Annotated in this window: 16 protein-coding genes; 6 read left to right on the top strand and 10 right to left on the bottom strand. The window is 70.8% G+C overall.

What is annotated here, in order from left to right:
• From BZY54_RS44400 to BZY54_RS44365, 8 genes are all read right to left on the bottom strand, one after another.
• Window positions 1-1528: pyridoxal phosphate-dependent aminotransferase (locus BZY54_RS44400; RefSeq protein WP_086731034.1), on the bottom strand; the 1528-nt coding region annotated here is incomplete at its 3' end.
• Window positions 1529-1639: 111 nt separating this feature from the next.
• Window positions 1640-2803 (bottom strand): aldose epimerase family protein, encoded by a 1164-nt coding sequence (locus tag BZY54_RS44395; RefSeq protein ID WP_086731033.1) that lies wholly within the window; start codon window positions 2801-2803, stop codon window positions 1640-1642.
• A gap of 53 nt (window positions 2804-2856) precedes the next feature.
• Window positions 2857-4101 (bottom strand): multiple monosaccharide ABC transporter permease, encoded by a 1245-nt coding sequence (gene mmsB, locus BZY54_RS44390; RefSeq protein ID WP_086731032.1) that lies wholly within the window; start codon window positions 4099-4101, stop codon window positions 2857-2859.
• Complete coding sequence (gene mmsA / locus BZY54_RS44385) at window positions 4098-5648, bottom strand: multiple monosaccharide ABC transporter ATP-binding protein (RefSeq protein WP_086731031.1); 1551 nt, start codon at window positions 5646-5648, stop codon at window positions 4098-4100. The genes mmsB and mmsA overlap by 4 nt, the downstream gene beginning before the upstream one ends.
• A gap of 51 nt (window positions 5649-5699) precedes the next feature.
• Entirely contained in the window at window positions 5700-6806 is a 1107-nt protein-coding gene (gene chvE, locus BZY54_RS44380; protein WP_086731037.1) for a multiple monosaccharide ABC transporter substrate-binding protein, read from the bottom strand.
• A gap of 194 nt (window positions 6807-7000) precedes the next feature.
• Window positions 7001-7969 carry a hypothetical protein gene (locus tag BZY54_RS44375; RefSeq protein WP_086731030.1) on the bottom strand — a complete coding sequence of 323 codons (969 nt, stop codon included), beginning with the start codon at window positions 7967-7969 and terminating at the stop codon, window positions 7001-7003.
• A gap of 314 nt (window positions 7970-8283) precedes the next feature.
• Window positions 8284-9288: a zinc-dependent alcohol dehydrogenase gene (locus tag BZY54_RS44370; protein ID WP_086731029.1), complete on the bottom strand. Its 1005-nt coding sequence runs from the start codon at window positions 9286-9288 to the stop codon at window positions 8284-8286.
• Window positions 9285-10448 carry a mandelate racemase/muconate lactonizing enzyme family protein gene (locus BZY54_RS44365; RefSeq protein WP_086731028.1) on the bottom strand — a complete coding sequence of 388 codons (1164 nt, stop codon included), beginning with the start codon at window positions 10446-10448 and terminating at the stop codon, window positions 9285-9287. Before BZY54_RS44365 ends, BZY54_RS44370 begins: the two co-directional genes overlap by 4 nt.
• A 243-nt stretch (window positions 10449-10691) precedes the next feature.
• On the opposite strand from BZY54_RS44365, the gene BZY54_RS51330 reads away from it, so the two are divergent.
• Window positions 10692-11495, top strand: coding sequence for an SCO2400 family protein (locus tag BZY54_RS51330; protein ID WP_158104007.1), 804 nt, complete (start codon window positions 10692-10694; stop codon window positions 11493-11495).
• A gap of 85 nt (window positions 11496-11580) precedes the next feature.
• Here the strand turns inward: BZY54_RS51330 and BZY54_RS44355 are convergent, their stop codons facing one another.
• Window positions 11581-12027 carry a MarR family winged helix-turn-helix transcriptional regulator gene (locus BZY54_RS44355; protein ID WP_086731026.1) on the bottom strand — a complete coding sequence of 149 codons (447 nt, stop codon included), beginning with the start codon at window positions 12025-12027 and terminating at the stop codon, window positions 11581-11583.
• 125 nt (window positions 12028-12152) lie between these two features.
• On the opposite strand from BZY54_RS44355, the gene BZY54_RS44350 reads away from it, so the two are divergent.
• The 3 genes from BZY54_RS44350 to BZY54_RS44340 all read left to right on the top strand — a co-directional run bounded on the left by BZY54_RS44350 (window position 12153) and on the right by BZY54_RS44340 (window position 14797).
• Entirely contained in the window at window positions 12153-13175 is a 1023-nt protein-coding gene (locus BZY54_RS44350; RefSeq protein ID WP_086731025.1) for an NADP-dependent oxidoreductase, read from the top strand.
• A 122-nt stretch (window positions 13176-13297) separates the two neighbouring features.
• Entirely contained in the window at window positions 13298-13717 is a 420-nt protein-coding gene (locus tag BZY54_RS44345) for an organic hydroperoxide resistance protein (RefSeq protein ID WP_086731024.1), read from the top strand.
• Window positions 13718-13909: 192 nt separating this feature from the next.
• Complete coding sequence (locus BZY54_RS44340; RefSeq protein ID WP_244217631.1) at window positions 13910-14797, top strand: EI24 domain-containing protein; 888 nt, start codon at window positions 13910-13912, stop codon at window positions 14795-14797.
• Here BZY54_RS44340 and BZY54_RS44335 read toward each other — a convergent pair.
• Complete coding sequence (locus tag BZY54_RS44335; RefSeq protein WP_086731036.1) at window positions 14742-15680, bottom strand: LysR family transcriptional regulator; 939 nt, start codon at window positions 15678-15680, stop codon at window positions 14742-14744. The two genes, BZY54_RS44340 and BZY54_RS44335, sit on opposite strands and share 56 nt — an antisense overlap.
• A gap of 163 nt (window positions 15681-15843) precedes the next feature.
• On the opposite strand from BZY54_RS44335, the gene BZY54_RS44330 reads away from it, so the two are divergent.
• Entirely contained in the window at window positions 15844-16719 is an 876-nt protein-coding gene (locus BZY54_RS44330; protein ID WP_208640957.1) for an NAD(P)-dependent oxidoreductase, read from the top strand.
• 11 nt (window positions 16720-16730) lie between these two features.
• Window positions 16731-17129, top strand: coding sequence for a RidA family protein (locus BZY54_RS44325; RefSeq protein WP_086731023.1), 399 nt, complete (start codon window positions 16731-16733; stop codon window positions 17127-17129).
• Window positions 17130-17518 lie beyond the last annotated feature (389 nt).

The following is a 17518-nucleotide window of genomic DNA, read 5'->3' as shown; positions in this document are numbered from 1 at the left end:
GGGTCGAACCGAGCGCCGCGGCGGCCGGAACCGGGGTCGGGGCGGGGACGGGCATGGCGGCGGGGATGGGTACCGGCCCGGGGACGGGCACGGGCGCGGGCATCGGTGCCGGTGCGGGGAAGGGAGTCGGCATGGGCATCGGTGCCGGCACCGGCTGCTGCGCCGGCGTGGGCTGGGCTGCCGCCGGCATCGGCATCCCGCCGCTGTGCCGCGCCGTGGGCGCGGCGGCGGGGAGCGGCATGCCGGTGCCGGCGGCCGGGGCGGCGGGGAGCCCCTGGACGGGGTCGGCGGCGGCCTGAGCGGCGAGCCGCGCACCGGACCCGTTGGTCTCGTTCATCAGCCGGTCCACCGCCGCCGTACCCGAGCTGTAGCCGGTCCCCGTGGCCGGCTCGGGTACGGCGGCTCCCCTCCTGGTTCCGTAGAGCACCTGTTCCAGGGCGGACACCAGGCGACGCACATCCACCTCGGGGCGCACCACGAGTCGCAGGAAGCGGCTGGAGGAACCGATCTTGTTGCCGCACCCGCGGACCAGGATCCGGTGCTCGGTGAGCAGCCGGTCGCGGACCACCGTCCCTTCGGCGCCCAGGGGGAGGCGTACGAAGAGGAAGTTGCCCTGGGACGGATAGACCGTCAGGCCGGGCAGCGTGGAGAGGTGACCGGCCATCTCCAGGCGGTCGCGGCGCACCTGACGAAGACTCTGGTGGTACTCCGCGCTGTGCTCCTTCAGCATGAAGACGACGTGCTCGGCGAAGGAGTTGAGGTTCCACTTGGGCAGCATGGCGCGGACGCGGCCGGCCAGGGCCGGGTTGGCCACCAGATAGCCGAAGCGGACGCCGTGCAGCCCGAAGTTCTTGCCGAGGCTGCGCAGGACGACCACGTTGGGGCGCAGCATCGCCTCCTGGACCACGCTCGGCTCGGCCTCGGCGTCGGCGAACTCCAGGAAGGACTCGTCCACCACCACCAGGTCCAGGTCCGCCATGGCGTCCATGAACTGCACGAGCGCCTGCCGGTGCAGGAAGCCGCCGTTGGGGTTGTTGGGGTTGCAGACGACCGCCACCCGGGTGCCGCGCCTGCGGATGAACTCGGCGTACTGCCCCAGGTCCAGGGCGAAGCCGCCGGCCTCCTGGAGCGGGAACATGTCGACCCGCTTGCCGGTCTCCATGGGCTGGTCGGTCCAGCGGCCGAAGGTGGGGACGGGGACGGCGAGGGACTCACGGACCAGGAGGTGGTCGATCCAGGTGATGAGCTCGGTGGAGCCGTTGCCCATGGCCACGCACTGCGGGGGGAGCCGGAGCAGGTCGCACAGTTCGGCTGTGATCGTCTCGGCGCTGCTCGGGTAGTACGTCATGATCTCGCGCAGCCCGGCCGCCATCTCCTGGAACATGGCGGGTGTGGGGAAGTACGGGTTGCACGGGATGCAGAAGTCGACCGGGCCGCCCTCCCCGTCGCCGCCCGCCCGCGTCAGCGCCGCCATCGAGGGGCTGTGCGCCGGCGCGCCGCGGAAGAGCGAGGTGACGTCGCCGGCCAAGGGAACCTCCGTCTGTGGGCGGCCCGTGCGGGGGAGCACGGGCCGCCCTTACATACGGCGGTCCGGGTGGTGCCGTTCAACCGACGTGGTGTACAGGGGACTTGCCGGTGGTCACACGCCGAAGGAGTGGACGGTCGTCGACCGGTAGGTCTGGCCCGGTCGCAGCACGGTCGACGGGAAGCCGACGTGGTTCGGGGAGTCCGGGAAGTGCTGGGTCTCCAGGGCCAGGCCGTCGCCCTGGCGGTAGGTGTGGCCGGCGGGGCCGACCAGGGTGCCGTCGAGGAAGTTGCCGGAGTAGAACTGCACGCCGGGCTGGTCGGTGGAGATCTTCAGCGTGCGGCCGGACTCCGGGTCGCGCAGGGTGACGACGTGCACCGGCGCCGCGGTCACGCCCTTGTCGAGGACGAAGTTGTGGTCGAAGCCCTTGGCGGTGACCAGCTGAGGGTGGCCGACGCGGATGTCCCGGCCGATCGGCTTGCCCCGGGTGAAGTCGAAGGGGGTGCCCGCCACCCTGGCCAGCTCGCCGGTGGGGATCAGCCCCGAGTCGGTGGGGGTGTACCGTCCGGCGGCAAGCCACAGCTCGTGGTCGTAGATGGTGCCGCTGCCCTCGCCCGCCAGGTTGTAGTACGTGTGGTTGGTGAGGTTGACGACCGTCGCCTTGTCGGTGGTGGCCTCGTAGTCGATGCGCCAGTCGCCCTGCCGGGTGAGCGTGTACGTCACCTTCGCCCTGAGGGTGCCGGGGTAGCCCATCTCGCCGTCGACGCTCGTGTAGTACATGCGCAGGCCGACGTCCGAGCCCGAGGTGAAGGGCTCGATGTCCCACACCTTCGTGTTGAAGCCCTGGGCGCCGCCGTGCAGGCTGTTCTCGCCGTCGTTGACGGAGAGCTGGTAGGTCTGGCCGTCCAGGGTGAAGCGGCCCTTGGCGATGCGGTTGCCGTACCGGCCGATGGTGGCACCGAAGAAGGTGGTGCCCTTGACGTACGCCTCCAGGTTGTCGTAGCCCAGGGAGACGTTGACGTACCGGCCGTTGCGGTCCGGTATCTCCAGCGACTGGACGATGCCGCCGTAGGAGAGGACCTTCAGCCGGGTGCCGCCGTTCGCCAGCGACCAGCGGTAGACCTTCGTGCCGTCGGCGAGCCTGCCGAAGAGTTCCTTCACCGGCTTGCCGCTCCCGGAGTTGCCGTTGCCGGCGGCGTTCGCCGTGCCGCCCAGCGTGGCCGCGGCGACCCCCGCCGCCGCTGCTCCCGCGATGACCGTTCGTCTGCTCAGTTCCATGTATGGCTCCCATATGAGGACGGGCCCCGCCTGGCGGCGGGGCCCGAGCTGACTTACGAACCGGACTTGCGCTTGTTCCACACGTCGAACCCGACCGCCGCGAGCAGGGCCAGACCCTTGATGACCTGCTGCCAGTCGGTGCCGACGCTGAGGAGGTTCATGCCGTTGTTCAGCACGCCGAGGACGAGGCCGCCGATGATCGCGCCGAGTACGGTGCCCACACCGCCGCTCATGGAGGCGCCACCGATGAACGACGAGGCGATCGCCTCGAGCTCGTAGTTGACGCCCGCCTTCGGCGAGGCCGCGTTCAGGCGGGCGGCGACCACCAGACCCGCCAGGGCCGCGAGCACGCCCATATTCAGGAACACCTGGAAGGTGACCCGCTTGTCCTTGACACCGGACAGCTTCGCGGCCGGCAGGTTGCCGCCGATCGCGTAGATGTGACGGCCGAAGACGGCGTTGCGCATCACATAGCCGTAGCCGACCACCAGGACGCCGAGGATGATCAGCACGATCGGCGCGCCCTTGTAGCTGGCCAGCAGCAGCGTGACCACGAGGACCGCGGCGACCAGGGCGACGAGCTTGAGCACGAACATCTTCGTGGGCAGCACGTCGAGCGCGAACTCCTGCTGCCGGCGCCGGTCGCGCACCTCCTGCCACACCACGGAGGCGATCAGGACGATGCCGAGGAGCAGGGTGAGGTTGTGGTAGTTGGTGTTCGGGCCGACCTCGGGCAGGAAGCCGTTGCCGGCCTTCTGCAGACCGTCCGGGAACGGGCCGAGGGTCTGTCCCTTGAGCAGGATCTCCGTCAGGCCGCGGAAGAGCAGCATCCCGGCGAGGGTGACGATGAACGACGGTATCCCCAGATACGCGATCATGAACCCCTGCAGCGAGCCGGCCACCGCGCCCACCAGCAGGCACAGCACCACCGCGAGCGGCCACGCCATGTGGTGGTTGACGGTGAGGACGGCCGCGGTCGCGCCGACGAAGGCGGTCAGCGAGCCGACCGACAGGTCGATGTGGCCCGCGATGATCACCAGCATCATGCCGATCGCGAGGATCAGGATGTAGCTGTTCTGCAGCACCAGGTTGGAGACGTTGCGCGGCAGCAGCAGGTCACCGCCGGTCCAGATCTCGAAGAGGACGACGATCAGACCCAGCGCGATCAGCATGCCGTACTGGCGCATGTTGCGGCGCAGCCCGTTCAGCATCAGCTGGAGCAGGCCGCCCCCGGTGGCCGCTCCGCTGCCGCCCGGCGGCGCGGGGGCCGGGGTCTTGGCGGTCACATCCGTGCTCATCGCGTTACCTCTTTGTCCTTCGTCATATGACGCATCAGCACTTCCTGGGTGGCCTCGGCCCGCGGCACCTCACCGGTCAGCCGTCCCGCGGCCATCGTGTAGATGCGGTCGCACATGCCGAGCAGCTCCGGCAGCTCGGAGGAGATGAAGACGACCGCCTTGCCCTGCGCGGCCAGCTGGTCGATGACCGTGTAGATCTCGTACTTGGCTCCCACGTCGATGCCGCGCGTGGGCTCGTCCAGGATCAGCACGTCCGGACCGGCGAAGATCCACTTGCTGAGCACGACCTTCTGCTGGTTGCCGCCCGACAACTTGCCCACCGGCTCGAACACGGTCGGCGCCTTGATGTTCATGGACTTCCTGAAGCCCTCGGCGACCTGCCGCTCCTCGTGCTCGTCCACCACGCCCCGCCGGGCGACCTTCCCCAGGGCGGACAGCGAGATGTTGCGGTTGATGGTGTCGATGAGGTTCAGGCCGTAGTGCTTGCGGTCCTCGGTGACGTAGGCGATGCCGTGCCCGACCGCCTCGGCGACGGTCTTGGTGCGGATCTCCTTGCCGTCCTTGAGGACCGTGCCGGAGGCGTACCGGCCGTAGGTGCGGCCGAAGACGTTCATGGCCAGTTCCGTACGGCCCGCGCCCATCAGGCCCGCGATGCCGACGATCTCCCCGCGCCGTACCTCGATCGACACGTCGTCGACCACCTTGCGCTGCTGGTCGATCGGGTGGAGCACGGTCCAGCCCCGGATCTCCAGCGCCGGGGCCGCGCCCTCCTCGGGCTGGTGCGGGGTGCGCTCGGGGAAGCGGTGGTCGAGGTCCCGGCCGACCATGCCGGCGATGATCCGCTCCTCGGTGGTCTCGGCCGCCTTCACGTCGAGCGTCTCGATGGTGCGGCCGTCGCGCAGGATCGTCACCGAGTCGGCGACCCTGCGGATCTCGTTCAGCTTGTGGGAGATGATGATCGAGGTGATGCCCTGCTTCTTCAACTCCAGAATGAGGTCGAGGAGTTTGCCGCTGTCCTCGTCGTTGAGGGCGGCCGTCGGCTCGTCCAGGATGAGCAGCTTCACGGACTTCGACAGCGCCTTGGCGATCTCCACCAGCTGCTGCTTGCCGACACCGATGTCGGCGACCCGGGTCTCCGGGTGCTCGTCCAGGCCGACGCGGCGCAGCAGTTCGGTGGCGTGCTTGAGCGTGTCGTTCCAGTTGATGAAGCCGCGCCGGGCGTGTTCGTTGCCGAGGAAGATGTTCTCGGCGATGGACAGGAACGGCACCAGTGCCAGCTCCTGGTGGATGATGACGATGCCGCGCTGCTCGCTCGCCCGGATGTCCTTGAAGTGGCAGACCTCCTCCTCGAAGAGGATCTCGCCCTCGTAGGTGCCGTGCGGATGGACGCCGGAGAGCACCTTCATCAGGGTGGACTTGCCGGCGCCGTTCTCCCCGCAGATGGCGTGGACCTCGCCCTGGCGGACGGTCAGCGTGACGTCCGAGAGCGCTTTGACACCGGGAAAGGTCTTGACGATCGAGCGCATTTCCAGGACGGGTCCCGCCATGGTCGTGCCTTCCAGTCGGTCGGTTCGGTGGATGCGGCGGTTGCCCGGTCCCTACTTGAGCTCGGCGTCGGTGTAGTAGCCGCCCTTGACCAGGACGTCCTCGTAGTTGCTCTTGTCGACGCTCACCGGCTGGAGCAGGTAGGAGGGCACGACCTTGGTGCCGTTGTCGTATGTCTTGGTGTCGTTGACCTGCGGCTTCTTGCCCTTGAGGACGTCGTCCACCATGGTCGAGGCGACGTCGGCGAGCTTGCGGGTGTCCTTGTAGACGGTCTGCGTCTGCTGGCCCGCGATGATCGACTTCACCGAGGCGAGCTCGGCGTCCTGACCGGTGATGACCGGCAGCGGCTTGCTCTTGGAGCCGTAGCCGTCCGACTTCAGCGCAGACAGCACACCGATGGATATGCCGTCGTAGGGGGAGAGCACCGCGTCGACCCGGCCGGTCTTGTAGGACGAGGTGAGGATGTCGTCCATGCGCCGCTGGGCGGTGGCGCCGTCCCAGCGCAGGGTGGTGACCTGGTTGAGCTGCGTCTGGCCGGACTTGACCACCAGCTTCTTGCTGTCGATGTACGGCTTGAACACGGTCATCGCGCCGTTGAAGAAGTACTTGGTGTTGTTGTCGTCGTTGGAGCCGGCGAACAGCTCGATGTTGAAGGGGCCCTTGCCGTCCTTCAGACCGAGCTTGTCGACGATGTAGCCGGCCTGGAGCTCGCCGACCTTGGTGTTGTCGAAGGAGGCGTAGTAGTCGACGTTCTTGGTGCCGAGGATCAGGCGGTCGTAGGCGATGACCGGGATGTTGGCGTCCGCCGCCTCCTGGAGCACGTTGTTCAGGGACTTGTTGTCGATGGCCGCGATGATCAGGCCCTTGACGCCCTGCGTGATCAGGTTCTCGATCTGGGAGACCTGCGTGTCCGGGTCGTCCTCGCCGAAGACCAGCTTGGTCTTGTAGCCCTTGGACTTGAGGTTCTTCACGACGTTGTTGCCGTCGGCGATCCAGCGCTCGGAGGACTTGGTCGGCATCGCGATGCCGATGGTGGCGCCCTTGGTGTCGCCCGACTTCTCCTTGCTGCCGCCGTCGCTGTTCTGACCGCAGGCGGAGAGGGTCAGGGCGAGGGAGGCGGCTGTGGCCATCGCGGCGAGTGCGGCTCTGCGGTTGCGCATGGTCATCATCCTTGGTGTGTGGCGGGGTCGGTCCGGTGGTGCGAGGGCCGTACGGAGGCGCTGCGCGGGGGCGGTGCTCGGGATGGTCCTCGGTGGTGCCGGGAGTGGTGGGGCGGAGCACTGGTGGACCGGGAACGGTTGTGTGGGATTGTGCGCGGCTGTGTGGTGTTCTGTGAAGCTGATTTTCCGGAACGTTATGCCGGTGTTTCGAACCGGCGCAGCGCGCCCGGCAGTCGGGAGCCGAGCGGCGCCATGTCACCGGCGGCGCCGTGGCGTTCGAGCAGATCCAGCGCGAGCCGGCCGCGGCGCACCCGCTCCCGGGCGGTGGCCAGGGTCAGCTCGCGCAGATGGTGCCCGTACGGGTAGATCCCGGGCGCCTTGGACAGGCCGAATTTCAGATACAGCGGCGCCCCGCGCCGGATCAGCTCGGCCACCTCGTACATCCGCACGTAGCCGCCCAGGTCGTCGGGCGCCTCGATGTACATGTCCATCGGGGCGGCCGACGCCCGCCGGATCTCGGTGAGGTGATCGAGCGTCAGGTCGCTGGGCACGTTGACGGAGTCGGCGCCCAGGCGCTCGTAGACCGCGTAGGAGGCCGGGTTCACCGGGCCGATCAGCGCGGAGACCTTGAGCGTGGTGTCGGCCGGAAGGATGCCGGCCGCGCGCGCCCGGTGCAGCGTCCACAGCACGCCCTCGTCGGCGACCAGCAGGCACTTGACGCCCAACTCCGTTGCCCGGGCGGCGTCTTCGACGCAGCCCGCGACCGCGTCGTGACCGCGGGCGCGCAGCCCGGCGCCGCGCGAGTCGGAGCGCACCGAGGCGCCCGTGTCCCAGGTGCCCCGGGGACCGGTGAACAGGCAGAGCTCGATGTCGCGTTCGGCGGTCGCCTCGACCATCTCGGTGATCTCGGCGTCGGTGAGCATCCACACGCCGCTGCCCTGGCTGATCCGGTGGATCGGGACGTCGAGCCGCGCGGACTCCTTCAACACCACCGCCAGCGCCTCAGGGCCCTCGCACGAGGGGATCTCGGTGCGCCAGCGGCCACCGCCGGGGAACGTGTGCGGCGAGGCGTCGGCGGGGTCGAGTGCGGGGCCGCCCATGCCGAGCGCGGCGAGCACCTGCTCACCGGGCCTGCGGGCTGCCGTGGCGGAAGCGTCGGTCACAAGCTTTCCTTCGGGTTCGCCGAGCCGCTCGTTCGCTATGTCGAACAAAGTTCGTCGCTCGGGGTGTGAAAAAGGGATCGGTTCGGACGTGGGCCGCGACGTACGGCGCGGAAGCGGTCGGGTCGAGGGCCGGGAAAGGCTGGGGTGCGCCGGTCACGGTGCTTGATCGCTCGTTCGCCTGCAGGGCGCTTCAGCCGGTGTCGACAGACCGATCACGCTCAGCCCTTCGGGCCTCCGTGTGTTCGGCCTCCCGGCACCGGCGCGCCCCTACGGCTCACTCGCGGGCGTCAGGTCGCACCGTGACCGGCGCACGTTCAGGGGCGGAGCAGGACCTTGCCGACCTTGGGATCGCCTGCCCCGACCAGCTCGATGGCCTGCGAGAACTCGGTGAGCGGGAGTTCGTGGGTGACGAGCGGCAGCGGATCGAGCAGCCCGGCCGCGAACACCCGCACCGTGTGCGCCCAGGCGCTGGGCGGAGCCCCGAAGGCGGTGTGCACCTCCAGTTGCCGTACCACCAGGTCGGTCGGGTCGAGCCCCGCGGCGCCCGGCGCCGGGATGCCCGTCAGCACCAGCCGTCCGCCCCGCCCGAGCAGCGCGGCGGCGTTACGGGCCGCGTCCGCGGACCCGGCGGTCTCGATGACCACGTCGAAGCCGCCCGGCAGGTCCTCGTCCTTGGTGCGGAAGTCCGTGGCGCCGAACCGCCGGGACAGCGCCTCCCGGTCCCTGCGCGTACCGACCACCAGCAGCTCGGCCGGGCAGACGGCCCGCAGGAACTGCACGGCGAACATCCCGAGCGTCCCGGTGCCGACCACCGCGACCCGTTCAGCCGGCCGGGCGTTCGCCTTCAGCGCGGCGGCGGCGATGCAGGCGGCCGGCTCCAGCAGTGCGGCGGCGGTGAGGTCGGCGTCCTCCGGCAGGACGTGCAGCAGCCGGGCCGGCAGCGTCAGGGTGGTGGCCATCGCGCCCGGCTGGGTGAAGCCGGTCTCCTCGTATCCCGCGCCGCACAGGGTGGTCTCGCCCGCGTGGCAGTGGTCGCAGACCTGGCAGTTGCGGAAGCCCTCGCCGACCACCTTGCGGCCCGACAGGTCCCCGGGCACCCCGGCGCCGACCGCCCGCACGGTGCCGGACCACTCGTGTCCGGGCGTGAGCGGGTAACGAACGTACCCCTCGGGCCGGTTGCCCTGGTACACCTCGCGGTCGCTGCCGCAGATGCCCACGGCGTGCACGGCGATCAGGGCCTCGCCCGGGCCCGGCTCGCGCGGGGTGTGCTCGGTGAGCCGGTGCACGCCCGGCGCCTCCACGACGACGGCGGTGCTCACTTCGTGCCCTTGGGCTTGCGCTGCTCCCAGCCCTCGGCCCACAGGTCGAACCGGGCCTGCTGCTGCGGGAACTCGGCGGCGGCGTCGGTGTCCAGCTCCACCCCGAGACCGGGGGCGTCGGAGAGGTGGAAGCAGCCGTCCTCCGGGTTCACCTGCGGGGCGCCCTTGACCACCTTCTTGATCTCCGCGTCCGCGAAGTCGTTGAAGTGCTCGAGGATCTTGAAGTTGGGGGAGGTGAATCCGACCTGGAGGGACGCGGCGGTCAGCACGGACCCGCCGACGTTGTGCGGGGCCACCAGCATGTAGTGCGTCTCGGCGGTCGCGGCCAGCTTGCGGGTCTCCCAGATGCCGCCGATGTGGCCGACGTCCGGCTGGAGGATGTCGACGGCCTGGTTCTCGAACAGCTCGCGGAACTCGATCCGGTCGTGGATGCGCTCGCCGGTGGCGACCGGGATGTCGACCTTGGCGGCGACCTTCTCCAGCGCCTTCAGGTTCTCCGGCGGCACCGGCTCCTCCAGCCAGGCCGGCTTGAAGGGGGCCATCTCCCTGGCCAGCCGCACGGCGGTGGCGGGGGAGAAGCGGCCGTGCATCTCCAGCATCAGCTCGGCCTCGGGCCCGATGGCGTCGCGCACGGCCTCGATCAGCGAGACCGCGTACAGGGTCTGCTCGTGGTCGAGTTCGAAGTGCCCGGTGCCGAACGGGTCGATCTTGAGCGCCCGGTACCCGCGCTCCATGACCCCCCGCGCGGCCTTGTGGTAGGCCTCGGGCGTGCGCTCGGTGGTGTACCAGCCGTTGGCGTAGGCCTTGACCTTGTCCGTCACCTTGCCGCCGAGCAGCTGCCACACCGGCACGCCGAGGGCCTTGCCCTTGATGTCCCAGCAGGCCATCTCCACGACCGCGATGCCCGACATGACGATCTCGCCCGCGCGGCCGTAGTCGCCGTACTTCATCCGGCGAACCAGGTCCTCGACAGCGAACGGGTCGGATCCGAGAATGTGATTGGTCTCGGCCTCCCGCAGGTAGCCGATCAGCGCGTCGGTGTGACCCAGCATCCGGGTCTCGCCGACTCCCGTGATCCCCTCGTCGGTGTGCACCTGGACGTACGTCAGGTTGCGCCACGGCGTCCCGACCACGTGTGTGCTGATTCCGGTGATGCGCACGGCGGTTGCCTCTCAGCTGTTTCGAGGTGGCTGTTCTGGATCGGTGTTGCTCTGCTGTCTGTTCGAGATTTCGTCATGCGTTCGAAATGCTGGCGTGACAGTAAGGATGGGCCGTGGGGGGTGTCAATGGGGGCGACAGGTAACGGTTTCGGCAAGCATTTCGAAAGCTCTTTCGTTCCCCCACGGAACCTTCACGGCGAGTTCTAGGAACGCCCCCCATGCGGAACTTAGTCTTCCCGCGTCATGAACTACTGCGACCCGTGCCGACGTCACCTCAACGGCGCCCTCACCTGCCCGGGCTGCGGGACTCCGGCCGAGGCGCTCCAGGCGTACGCGCCGCAGCCCGAACCCCCGGAGGACGAGGGGGAGTTCGAGGGCGGCGGGAGCGACAGTGGTCAGGGGTCCGGCGACGACGAGCCCGAGGAAGCGCCGGGGCGGGCGGACCGTCCCCGCACGCGCGGGCGTGGCCGGGGGCGCGGGCGCCGTACGGCCGATGAGGGCCGTCCCGGCCCCGTCACGAGCCGTCGCGACCGCAAGGCCGCGGTCCACCGCAGGCGCCGCCGCAGGGCCCTGCTGATCGGCGTCGGCTTCGTCCTGGCGGCGGGCGGTCTGAGCATCGCCGAACTGGGCGTCGACGCCCCGGGCCTGCCGGGCTTCTCCAGCCCGGGGCCGGCTGCGGCGGACGGCGAGACGGCCGACCGGGGTGCGGCGAGCCCGGGCGCGTCCGAGACGGCCCGGTCCCTGGGCGGCACGCCCGGCGGCAGCGCGACCGCACACAAGGCGACGGCCACGGCATCGGCGTCGCCGTCCGCCTCCCCGAAGGACGGGAAGAAGCCGAAACCGGGCGAGACCCCGTCCGGCAGCCCCCGGGACTCGGCACCAGCGCCGGCGGGCGACGGAGCGGGCGCGGGCGGTACCTCGTCCGGCACGGCTCCGGCGCCACCACGGCCGACAGTCACCCCGACATCCCAGCCGGCGCCCTCGAGCCCGCCCCCGGACCCGACGCCGACACACAAGTGCCAGCGATTCCTGTGGTGGTGTACGTGACCCAGGGTCTCCCGTCTGGATCAGGCCTGATGCAGACGGAAGACCGGCCTGCGGGCATGCGCGTGCGCGCCCGGGCGGCGCACGCTCAGGCGCCCTCGTCGCCCAGCATCCGCCGCAGCAGATCCCGCAGCGCCAGCCGCTCTCCCTCGCTCAACCCGGCCAGCGGTTCCCGTGCGAAGCGCAGCCCCTCCCGCAGCTCCCGCGCCACCTGCCGGCCCTCCTCCGTCGCCGCCGCCAGCTTCACCCGCCGGTCGGCCGGATCGGGCCGCCGTTCCACCAGCCCCCGCGCCTCCAGCCGGTCCACGATCCCCGTCACGTTCGACGGCTCGCACTTCAGCTTCTGCGCCAGCTTCCGCATCGGCAGCGGCTCCAGCGACAACAGGCTGAGCAGCCGCGCCTGGGCACCGGTCAGCGCGTGCTCCCCGGCGGCGTCCTCGTAGTCCTCGTAGAACCGGGCCACGACATCACCGATGAGCTCGACGACCTCCAGGGTCAGCGCATCGGGGCGGCGGGTCTTCGGTGGAGTGGCCATGGTGTTCAGGGTACCCGCTTACTTGACATCCTGAAATATTCAGGAGCATCGTTGTTTCAGGTACTGAAGTATTTCGTGCGTTCCCGGCCGCCGGGAACCGCATCGCACCGACGAGAGGCGCCACCGTGTCCGACACCCCCACACTTCCCGCCGTCAGCCGTGAATGGCACCTGCTCAGCCGCCCGGTCGGCTGGCCGAAGCCCGAGGACTTCGCCCTGGTGGAGGCCCCGCTTCCACAGCCCGGCGAGGGCCAGGTCCTGGTACGGAACGAGTACCTCTCCGTCGATCCGTACATGCGCGGAAGGATGAGTTCCGCCCGGTCGTACGTGGCGCCGTACGAGCTGAACAAGGCCATGCAGGGCGGCGCGGTCGGCCGGGTCGTCGTCTCCGACGCCGAGGGCGTCGCCGTCGGCGACCACGTCCTGCACTTCGGCGGCTGGCGCGAGTACGCCGCCGTGGACGCGGGGCACGCGGTCAAGGTCGACCCGGAGGCCGCGCCCCTGTCGACGTACCTCGGCGTGCTCGGCATGACCGGGCTGACCGCCTATGCGGGCCTGCTGCGCACCGCCTCCTTCAAGGAGGGCGACGTCGTGTTCGTGTCCGGCGCGGCCGGCGCCGTCGGGAGCCAGGTCGGGCAGCTCGCCAGGCTCAAGGGCGCCTCACGTGTGATCGGCTCCGCCGGCTCCGACGAGAAGGTGAAACTGCTCCTCGAGGAGTACGGCTTCGACGCCGCCTTCAACTACAAGAGCGGCCCGGTGAGCGAGCAGCTGCGCGCGGTCGCCCCCGACGGCATCGACGTGTACTTCGACAACGTCGGCGGCGACCACCTGGAGGCCGCCATCGGCTCCCTCAACCAGGGCGGACGCATCGCGATCTGCGGCATGATCTCCGTCTACAACAACACCGAGCCCGCCCCCGGCCCGAGGAACCTCGCCCGGCTGATCCAGACCCGCGGCCGTATCGAGGGCTTCCTCGTCGGCGACCACTACGACCTGCAGCCGCAGTTCGTGCGGGAGGTCGGCCCCTGGGTCCGCTCGGGGGAGCTGAAGTACCGGGAGACCGTCGTCGAGGGCGTCGAGAACACGCTGGAGGCCTTCCTCGGCGTGCTGCGCGGCGACAACACCGGAAAGATGATCGTCAAGCTCTGACGGGCGGACGCACCGGCTCACCGGCGACCCGTCTTCTCTGGATTTCCGACATGCGGTAACTTCATTCCGAAACCGTTGCGATCGTGGGCGCGAGTCGCGGCGGACCGAGGAGGAAGCACCGTATGCCCATCCAGCAGTCCGACGTCCTGTACACCGCCGTCGCCACCGCCGAAGGCGGCCGTGACGGCCGCGTCGCCACCGACGACGGCAAGATCGACGTCGTCGTGAACCCGCCGAAGGAGATGGGCGGCAGCGGCACCGGCACCAATCCCGAGCAGCTGTTCGCCGCCGGCTACAGCGCCTGCTTCCAGGGCGCATTGGGCGTCGTCGCCCGCCAGGAGGGCGCCGACATCTCCGGCTCGACCGTCACCGCGAAGGTCGGCATCGGCAAGAACGAGGACGGGTTCGGGATCATCGTCGAGATCTCGGCCGACATCCCCGGCGTCGACGCGGCCACCGCGAAGAGCCTGGTCGAGAAGGCCCACCAGGTGTGCCCGTACTCGAAGGCCACACGCGGCAACATCACGGTCACGCTGGCCTGATCGCTCAGCCCTCGGCGGAGGGCCCCGCCGGCGGAATCCGGTACGCCTTCCGCCTCCACCCGGACGCCCGGGCCGGCGCACCGCTCGCGCCGGCCCGGGCGTCTTGGTGCGCACGGCGCAGCGCCGGACGCGGCTCGGCAGGGGGTGAAGGGCCGCTGGGCTTCGGCCCGAGGGGCATGCCAGAGTGTGCCCATGCGTGATCTTGGGGTGGGTTTCGGTTATCTCCTGAAGGGCCAGCGCTGGATGGCCCGGCACAGGAAGTCGTACGGCTTCGGCCTGCTTCCCGGCCTGATCACCCTCGTCCTGTACGCCGCTGCCCTCGTCGCTCTCGCGCTCTGGGGCGAGGACGCCGTCGCTTGGTCCACCCCGTTCGCCGACGGCTGGACGGGCCCCTGGCTCGGGCTGTTCCGCGGCTTCCTCAGCGCCGTGCTGTTCGCCCTGGGCCTGCTGCTGGCGGTGGTCACCTTCACCGCGGCCACCCTGCTGGTCGGTCAGCCGTTCTACGAGAGCCTGTCCGAGGACGTCGACCGGGACGCGTCCCCGGACGGCACGGCGCCCCAGTCGGCTCTGCCGCTCTGGCGCGAGCTGTGGATCTCGGCCCGCGACAGCCTCCGCGTCCTCGTCCGGGCCGCGCTGTGGGGCGTACTGCTCTTCGCGCTGGGTTTCCTGCCGTTCGTCGGCCAGACGGTCGTGCCGGTGATCGGCTTCTTCGTCACGGGGTTCTTCCTCACCGAGGAGCTCGCCGGCGTGGCCCTCCAGCGCCGGGGCGTCGAACTGCGTGCCCGCCTCGCTCTCCTGCGTTCCCGCAGGACACTGGTCTGGGGATTCGGCACGCCGCTGGGACTGGTGTTCCTGGTGCCGTTCGTCGCCGTGTTCCTCATGCCGGGCGCGGTCGCGGGCGCCACCCTGCTCGCCCGTGACCTGCTGGACGAGGCGACGGACGGGGAGAGCGACGACAGCACGGGCGGCGACGGCTCGAACGGCGACGGGTCGAACGGTGACGGCACGCGCGAGGGCACCACGGTCACCCGGGCACGACGGGCGCCGCAGACGCCGTGGTCGCCGCGGGCACCGCGCTGACCGCCGCCTCCCGCAGGACGCCGATGAACGCCTGCGCCGCCGGTGACAGTGACCGTCCCCGCACGGTCGCCGCGTACACCCCCCGGGCGGGGGCGTCCTCGTCCCGCAGCCGGAGCAGCGTGATGTCGGGCCGTACGGACGTGGCGGCGAGCGCCGGGACCAGGGTCACGCCCAGCCCGGCGGCGACGTAGCCCTGTTTGGCGGTCCACTCGGCGACGACGTGCGTGATGCGCGGGCGGAAGCCCTGGCGCAGAACCGCGTCGAGCAGGGTGCCCTCGGGCCGGGGACTGCCGGAGATCCAGTCGGCGCCGGCGAGTCGGCCGAGTGCGACCGGCCGGGGGTGCCCGGCGAGTGGATGGCCGGCGGGGACGGCCACGTACAGGGGCTCGTCGAGCAGGTGGTGCAGTTCGTACGCCTCCAGCGGGGCGGGCCGGGTCGTCGAGACGACCGCCAGGTCCAGGTGCCCGGCGGTGAGCCGGTCCAGCAGGGCGGGGGTCAGGCCCTCCTCGCGGGTCACGCGTACCCCGGGATGCCGGGCCCGGAAGGCGGCCAGGGCCCAGGGCACCAGCGCCGCGTCGGCCGTCGCGAACGCGCCGAACCGCAGCCGTCCGCCCGCCACCTCGCGCAGCGCCGCCAGCTCGCGCGCCGCGCCGTGCAGCGACTGCGCCACGGCCTCGGCGTGCGGGACGAGTACCCGGCCCGCCTCCGTGAGCCGCACTCCGCGCGGCAGCCGGTCGAACAGCCGGGCCCCGCCCAGCGCCGCCTCCAGTGCGGAGACCTGCCGGGAGACCGCTGACTGGGTCCAGCCCAGCGTCCGCGCGGCCACGGTGAACGACCCGTGCCGGGCCACCTCCAGGAACACCCGCAGCCAGACGGTCGACAGGTCGGGGACGGGGGCGTCGCCGCTCACGTCATGCGTTCGGTGCCGCGTTCCGCCCTGGGCCGCGTCCCGCGCTCCGTCGTAACTTCCGTCATGCGTTGTCGGCATGGTTGCCATGCTAGACATTCGCTTGTCGCATCGATCGCACGAATCTAGCGTCAACGGCATGCGACAGATCGAGAAGATCGCCGTTCTGGGGCTGGGCCACATGGGTACGCCCATGGCCCGGCGTCTCCTCGCCGCCGGTCACCCGTTGACCGTGTGGAACCGTACGCCGGCGAAGGCCGGCCCGCTGACCGGCGAGGGCGCCGTCCGTGCCGCGTCCCCGGCCGACGCGGTACGGGACGCCGACGTGGTGATCACGATGCTCGCCGGTCCGTCCGCCCTCGCCGCGGTCGCCGACGCCGCCCTGCCCGCACTGCCGGCCGGGGCGCACTGGGTGGAGATGTCCACCGTCGGTCCGGACGCGGTACGGCGACTCGCCGCCCGCATCGGCGACCGGGCGACCCTGGTCGACGCACCGGTCACGGGCAGCACCGACCGGGCCGCCGCCGGACGGCTCGGCATCCTCGCGGGCGGCGACCCGTCCGGCGTCGAGCACGTCCTGGCCCACCTCGGCACGGTCACCCGCACCGGCCCGACCGGATCCGGCGCCGCGCTCAAACTGGTCGTCAACACGGCCGTGATCAGTGGGGTCGCGCTCGTCGCCGAGGCACTGCGGCTCGCCCACGCGCTCGGCCTCGACGAGGCCACCGCGCGCACCGCCCTCGCCGGGGGCCCACTCGCCGGGGCGGTGGCCCGGGCCTTCGCCGAGGACGCGCACTTCGCCACCGCGCTGGCGGTGAAGGACCTGGAACTGGCCACCGCAGCCATCGAACTCCCTGCCGTGGAAGGGGTTTTGACGGCCTACCGGTGCGCCGTCGAGGAGGGCGGTCTCGCCGAGGCCGACCTCGCCCGGGCCGCCGACCGCCTCCGTACCACCGCCCGGACCCGGGCCCATACCGCCGTATCCCCTACCGCCGCAGCCAGTAACGACGCATGAGGAGCAGCACCATGCAGATCACCCTCGGCAACCCCGCCGGCGCACCCCAGCCCCTCAACTCCTACTACTCCCAGGTCGCCCGCGTCGAACAGGCCGACGGCAGCGCCCTGTTGTTCGTCTCCGGCCAGATCGCCGAGGGCGACACGCTCGCCGAGCAGAGCCGCGGGGTCTTCGAGGCCATCGCCGCGCTGCTCGGCGCCCACGGCGCGATCCTGGCGGACGTCATCAGCATCCGCACCTATCTGACCGACATCGACAAGCTCGCCGAGTACGGCGCCGTCCGGCAGCGGTTCCTCACCGGCACCCCACCCACCAGCATGACCTTCGAGGTGTCCCGGCTGTTCCGTCCCGAGGCGCAGATCGAGGTCGAGGTCGTGGCCGCCGTGCCCGCAGGGCGAGCCGGTTTGTGAAGGGTTCGTACGAGGTTGCGGCCGGACGTTCGATCGGCGGCCACCACGCCACCCCGGCGATTAGGGTCAGATCCGGGACAAGTCTCCCCACGAGCAGCCCCGGTCCGGGACCTGACCCCTGGGCCGGGGCTCGTGGCGTCCCGGCCGTATGTGGCAGACTCCCGGCCCGGTGACGCCGGAGCAGGCCGGTTCGGGGGACGTTCGGGGGAGACACATGTATCCGGGGCAGCAGCCGGGTCCGTACGGACAGCAGGGGCCGTACCCGCAGGGCGGCTACGCGCAGCCGGCGCCGTACCTGCAGCAGGGACCCTACGGGCAGCAGGCGGGGCCCTACCCCCAGCAGCCGGGGCAGTACCCGCCGCCCCCGCAGCAGCCGTATGTCCCACAGC

Source organism: Streptomyces carpinensis, from assembly GCF_002154505.1.
Lineage (GTDB): Bacteria > Actinomycetota > Actinomycetes > Streptomycetales > Streptomycetaceae > Streptomyces > Streptomyces carpinensis.
Note: the sequence above shows the minus strand (reverse complement) of the source record. Positions and strands in the feature narration are given on the sequence as shown.

Excerpts from the sequence above, each read along its gene's own strand:
- BZY54_RS44395 (WP_086731033.1), bottom strand. The coding sequence starts at position 2,803 with ATGGAACTGAGCAGACGAACGGTCATCGCGGGAGCAGCGGCGGCGGGG.
- BZY54_RS44325 (WP_086731023.1), top strand. The coding sequence starts at position 16,731 with ATGCAGATCACCCTCGGCAACCCCGCCGGCGCACCCCAGCCCCTCAAC.
- BZY54_RS44345 (WP_086731024.1), top strand. The coding sequence starts at position 13,298 with ATGCCCATCCAGCAGTCCGACGTCCTGTACACCGCCGTCGCCACCGCC.
- mmsA (WP_086731031.1), bottom strand. The coding sequence starts at position 5,648 with ATGGCGGGACCCGTCCTGGAAATGCGCTCGATCGTCAAGACCTTTCCC.
- mmsB (WP_086731032.1), bottom strand. The coding sequence starts at position 4,101 with ATGAGCACGGATGTGACCGCCAAGACCCCGGCCCCCGCGCCGCCGGGC.
- BZY54_RS44355 (WP_086731026.1), bottom strand. The coding sequence starts at position 12,027 with ATGGCCACTCCACCGAAGACCCGCCGCCCCGATGCGCTGACCCTGGAG.
- BZY54_RS44330 (WP_208640957.1), top strand. The coding sequence starts at position 15,844 with ATGCGACAGATCGAGAAGATCGCCGTTCTGGGGCTGGGCCACATGGGT.
- BZY54_RS51330 (WP_158104007.1), top strand. The coding sequence starts at position 10,692 with ATGAACTACTGCGACCCGTGCCGACGTCACCTCAACGGCGCCCTCACC.
- BZY54_RS44340 (WP_244217631.1), top strand. The coding sequence starts at position 13,910 with ATGCGTGATCTTGGGGTGGGTTTCGGTTATCTCCTGAAGGGCCAGCGC.
- chvE (WP_086731037.1), bottom strand. The coding sequence starts at position 6,806 with ATGCGCAACCGCAGAGCCGCACTCGCCGCGATGGCCACAGCCGCCTCC.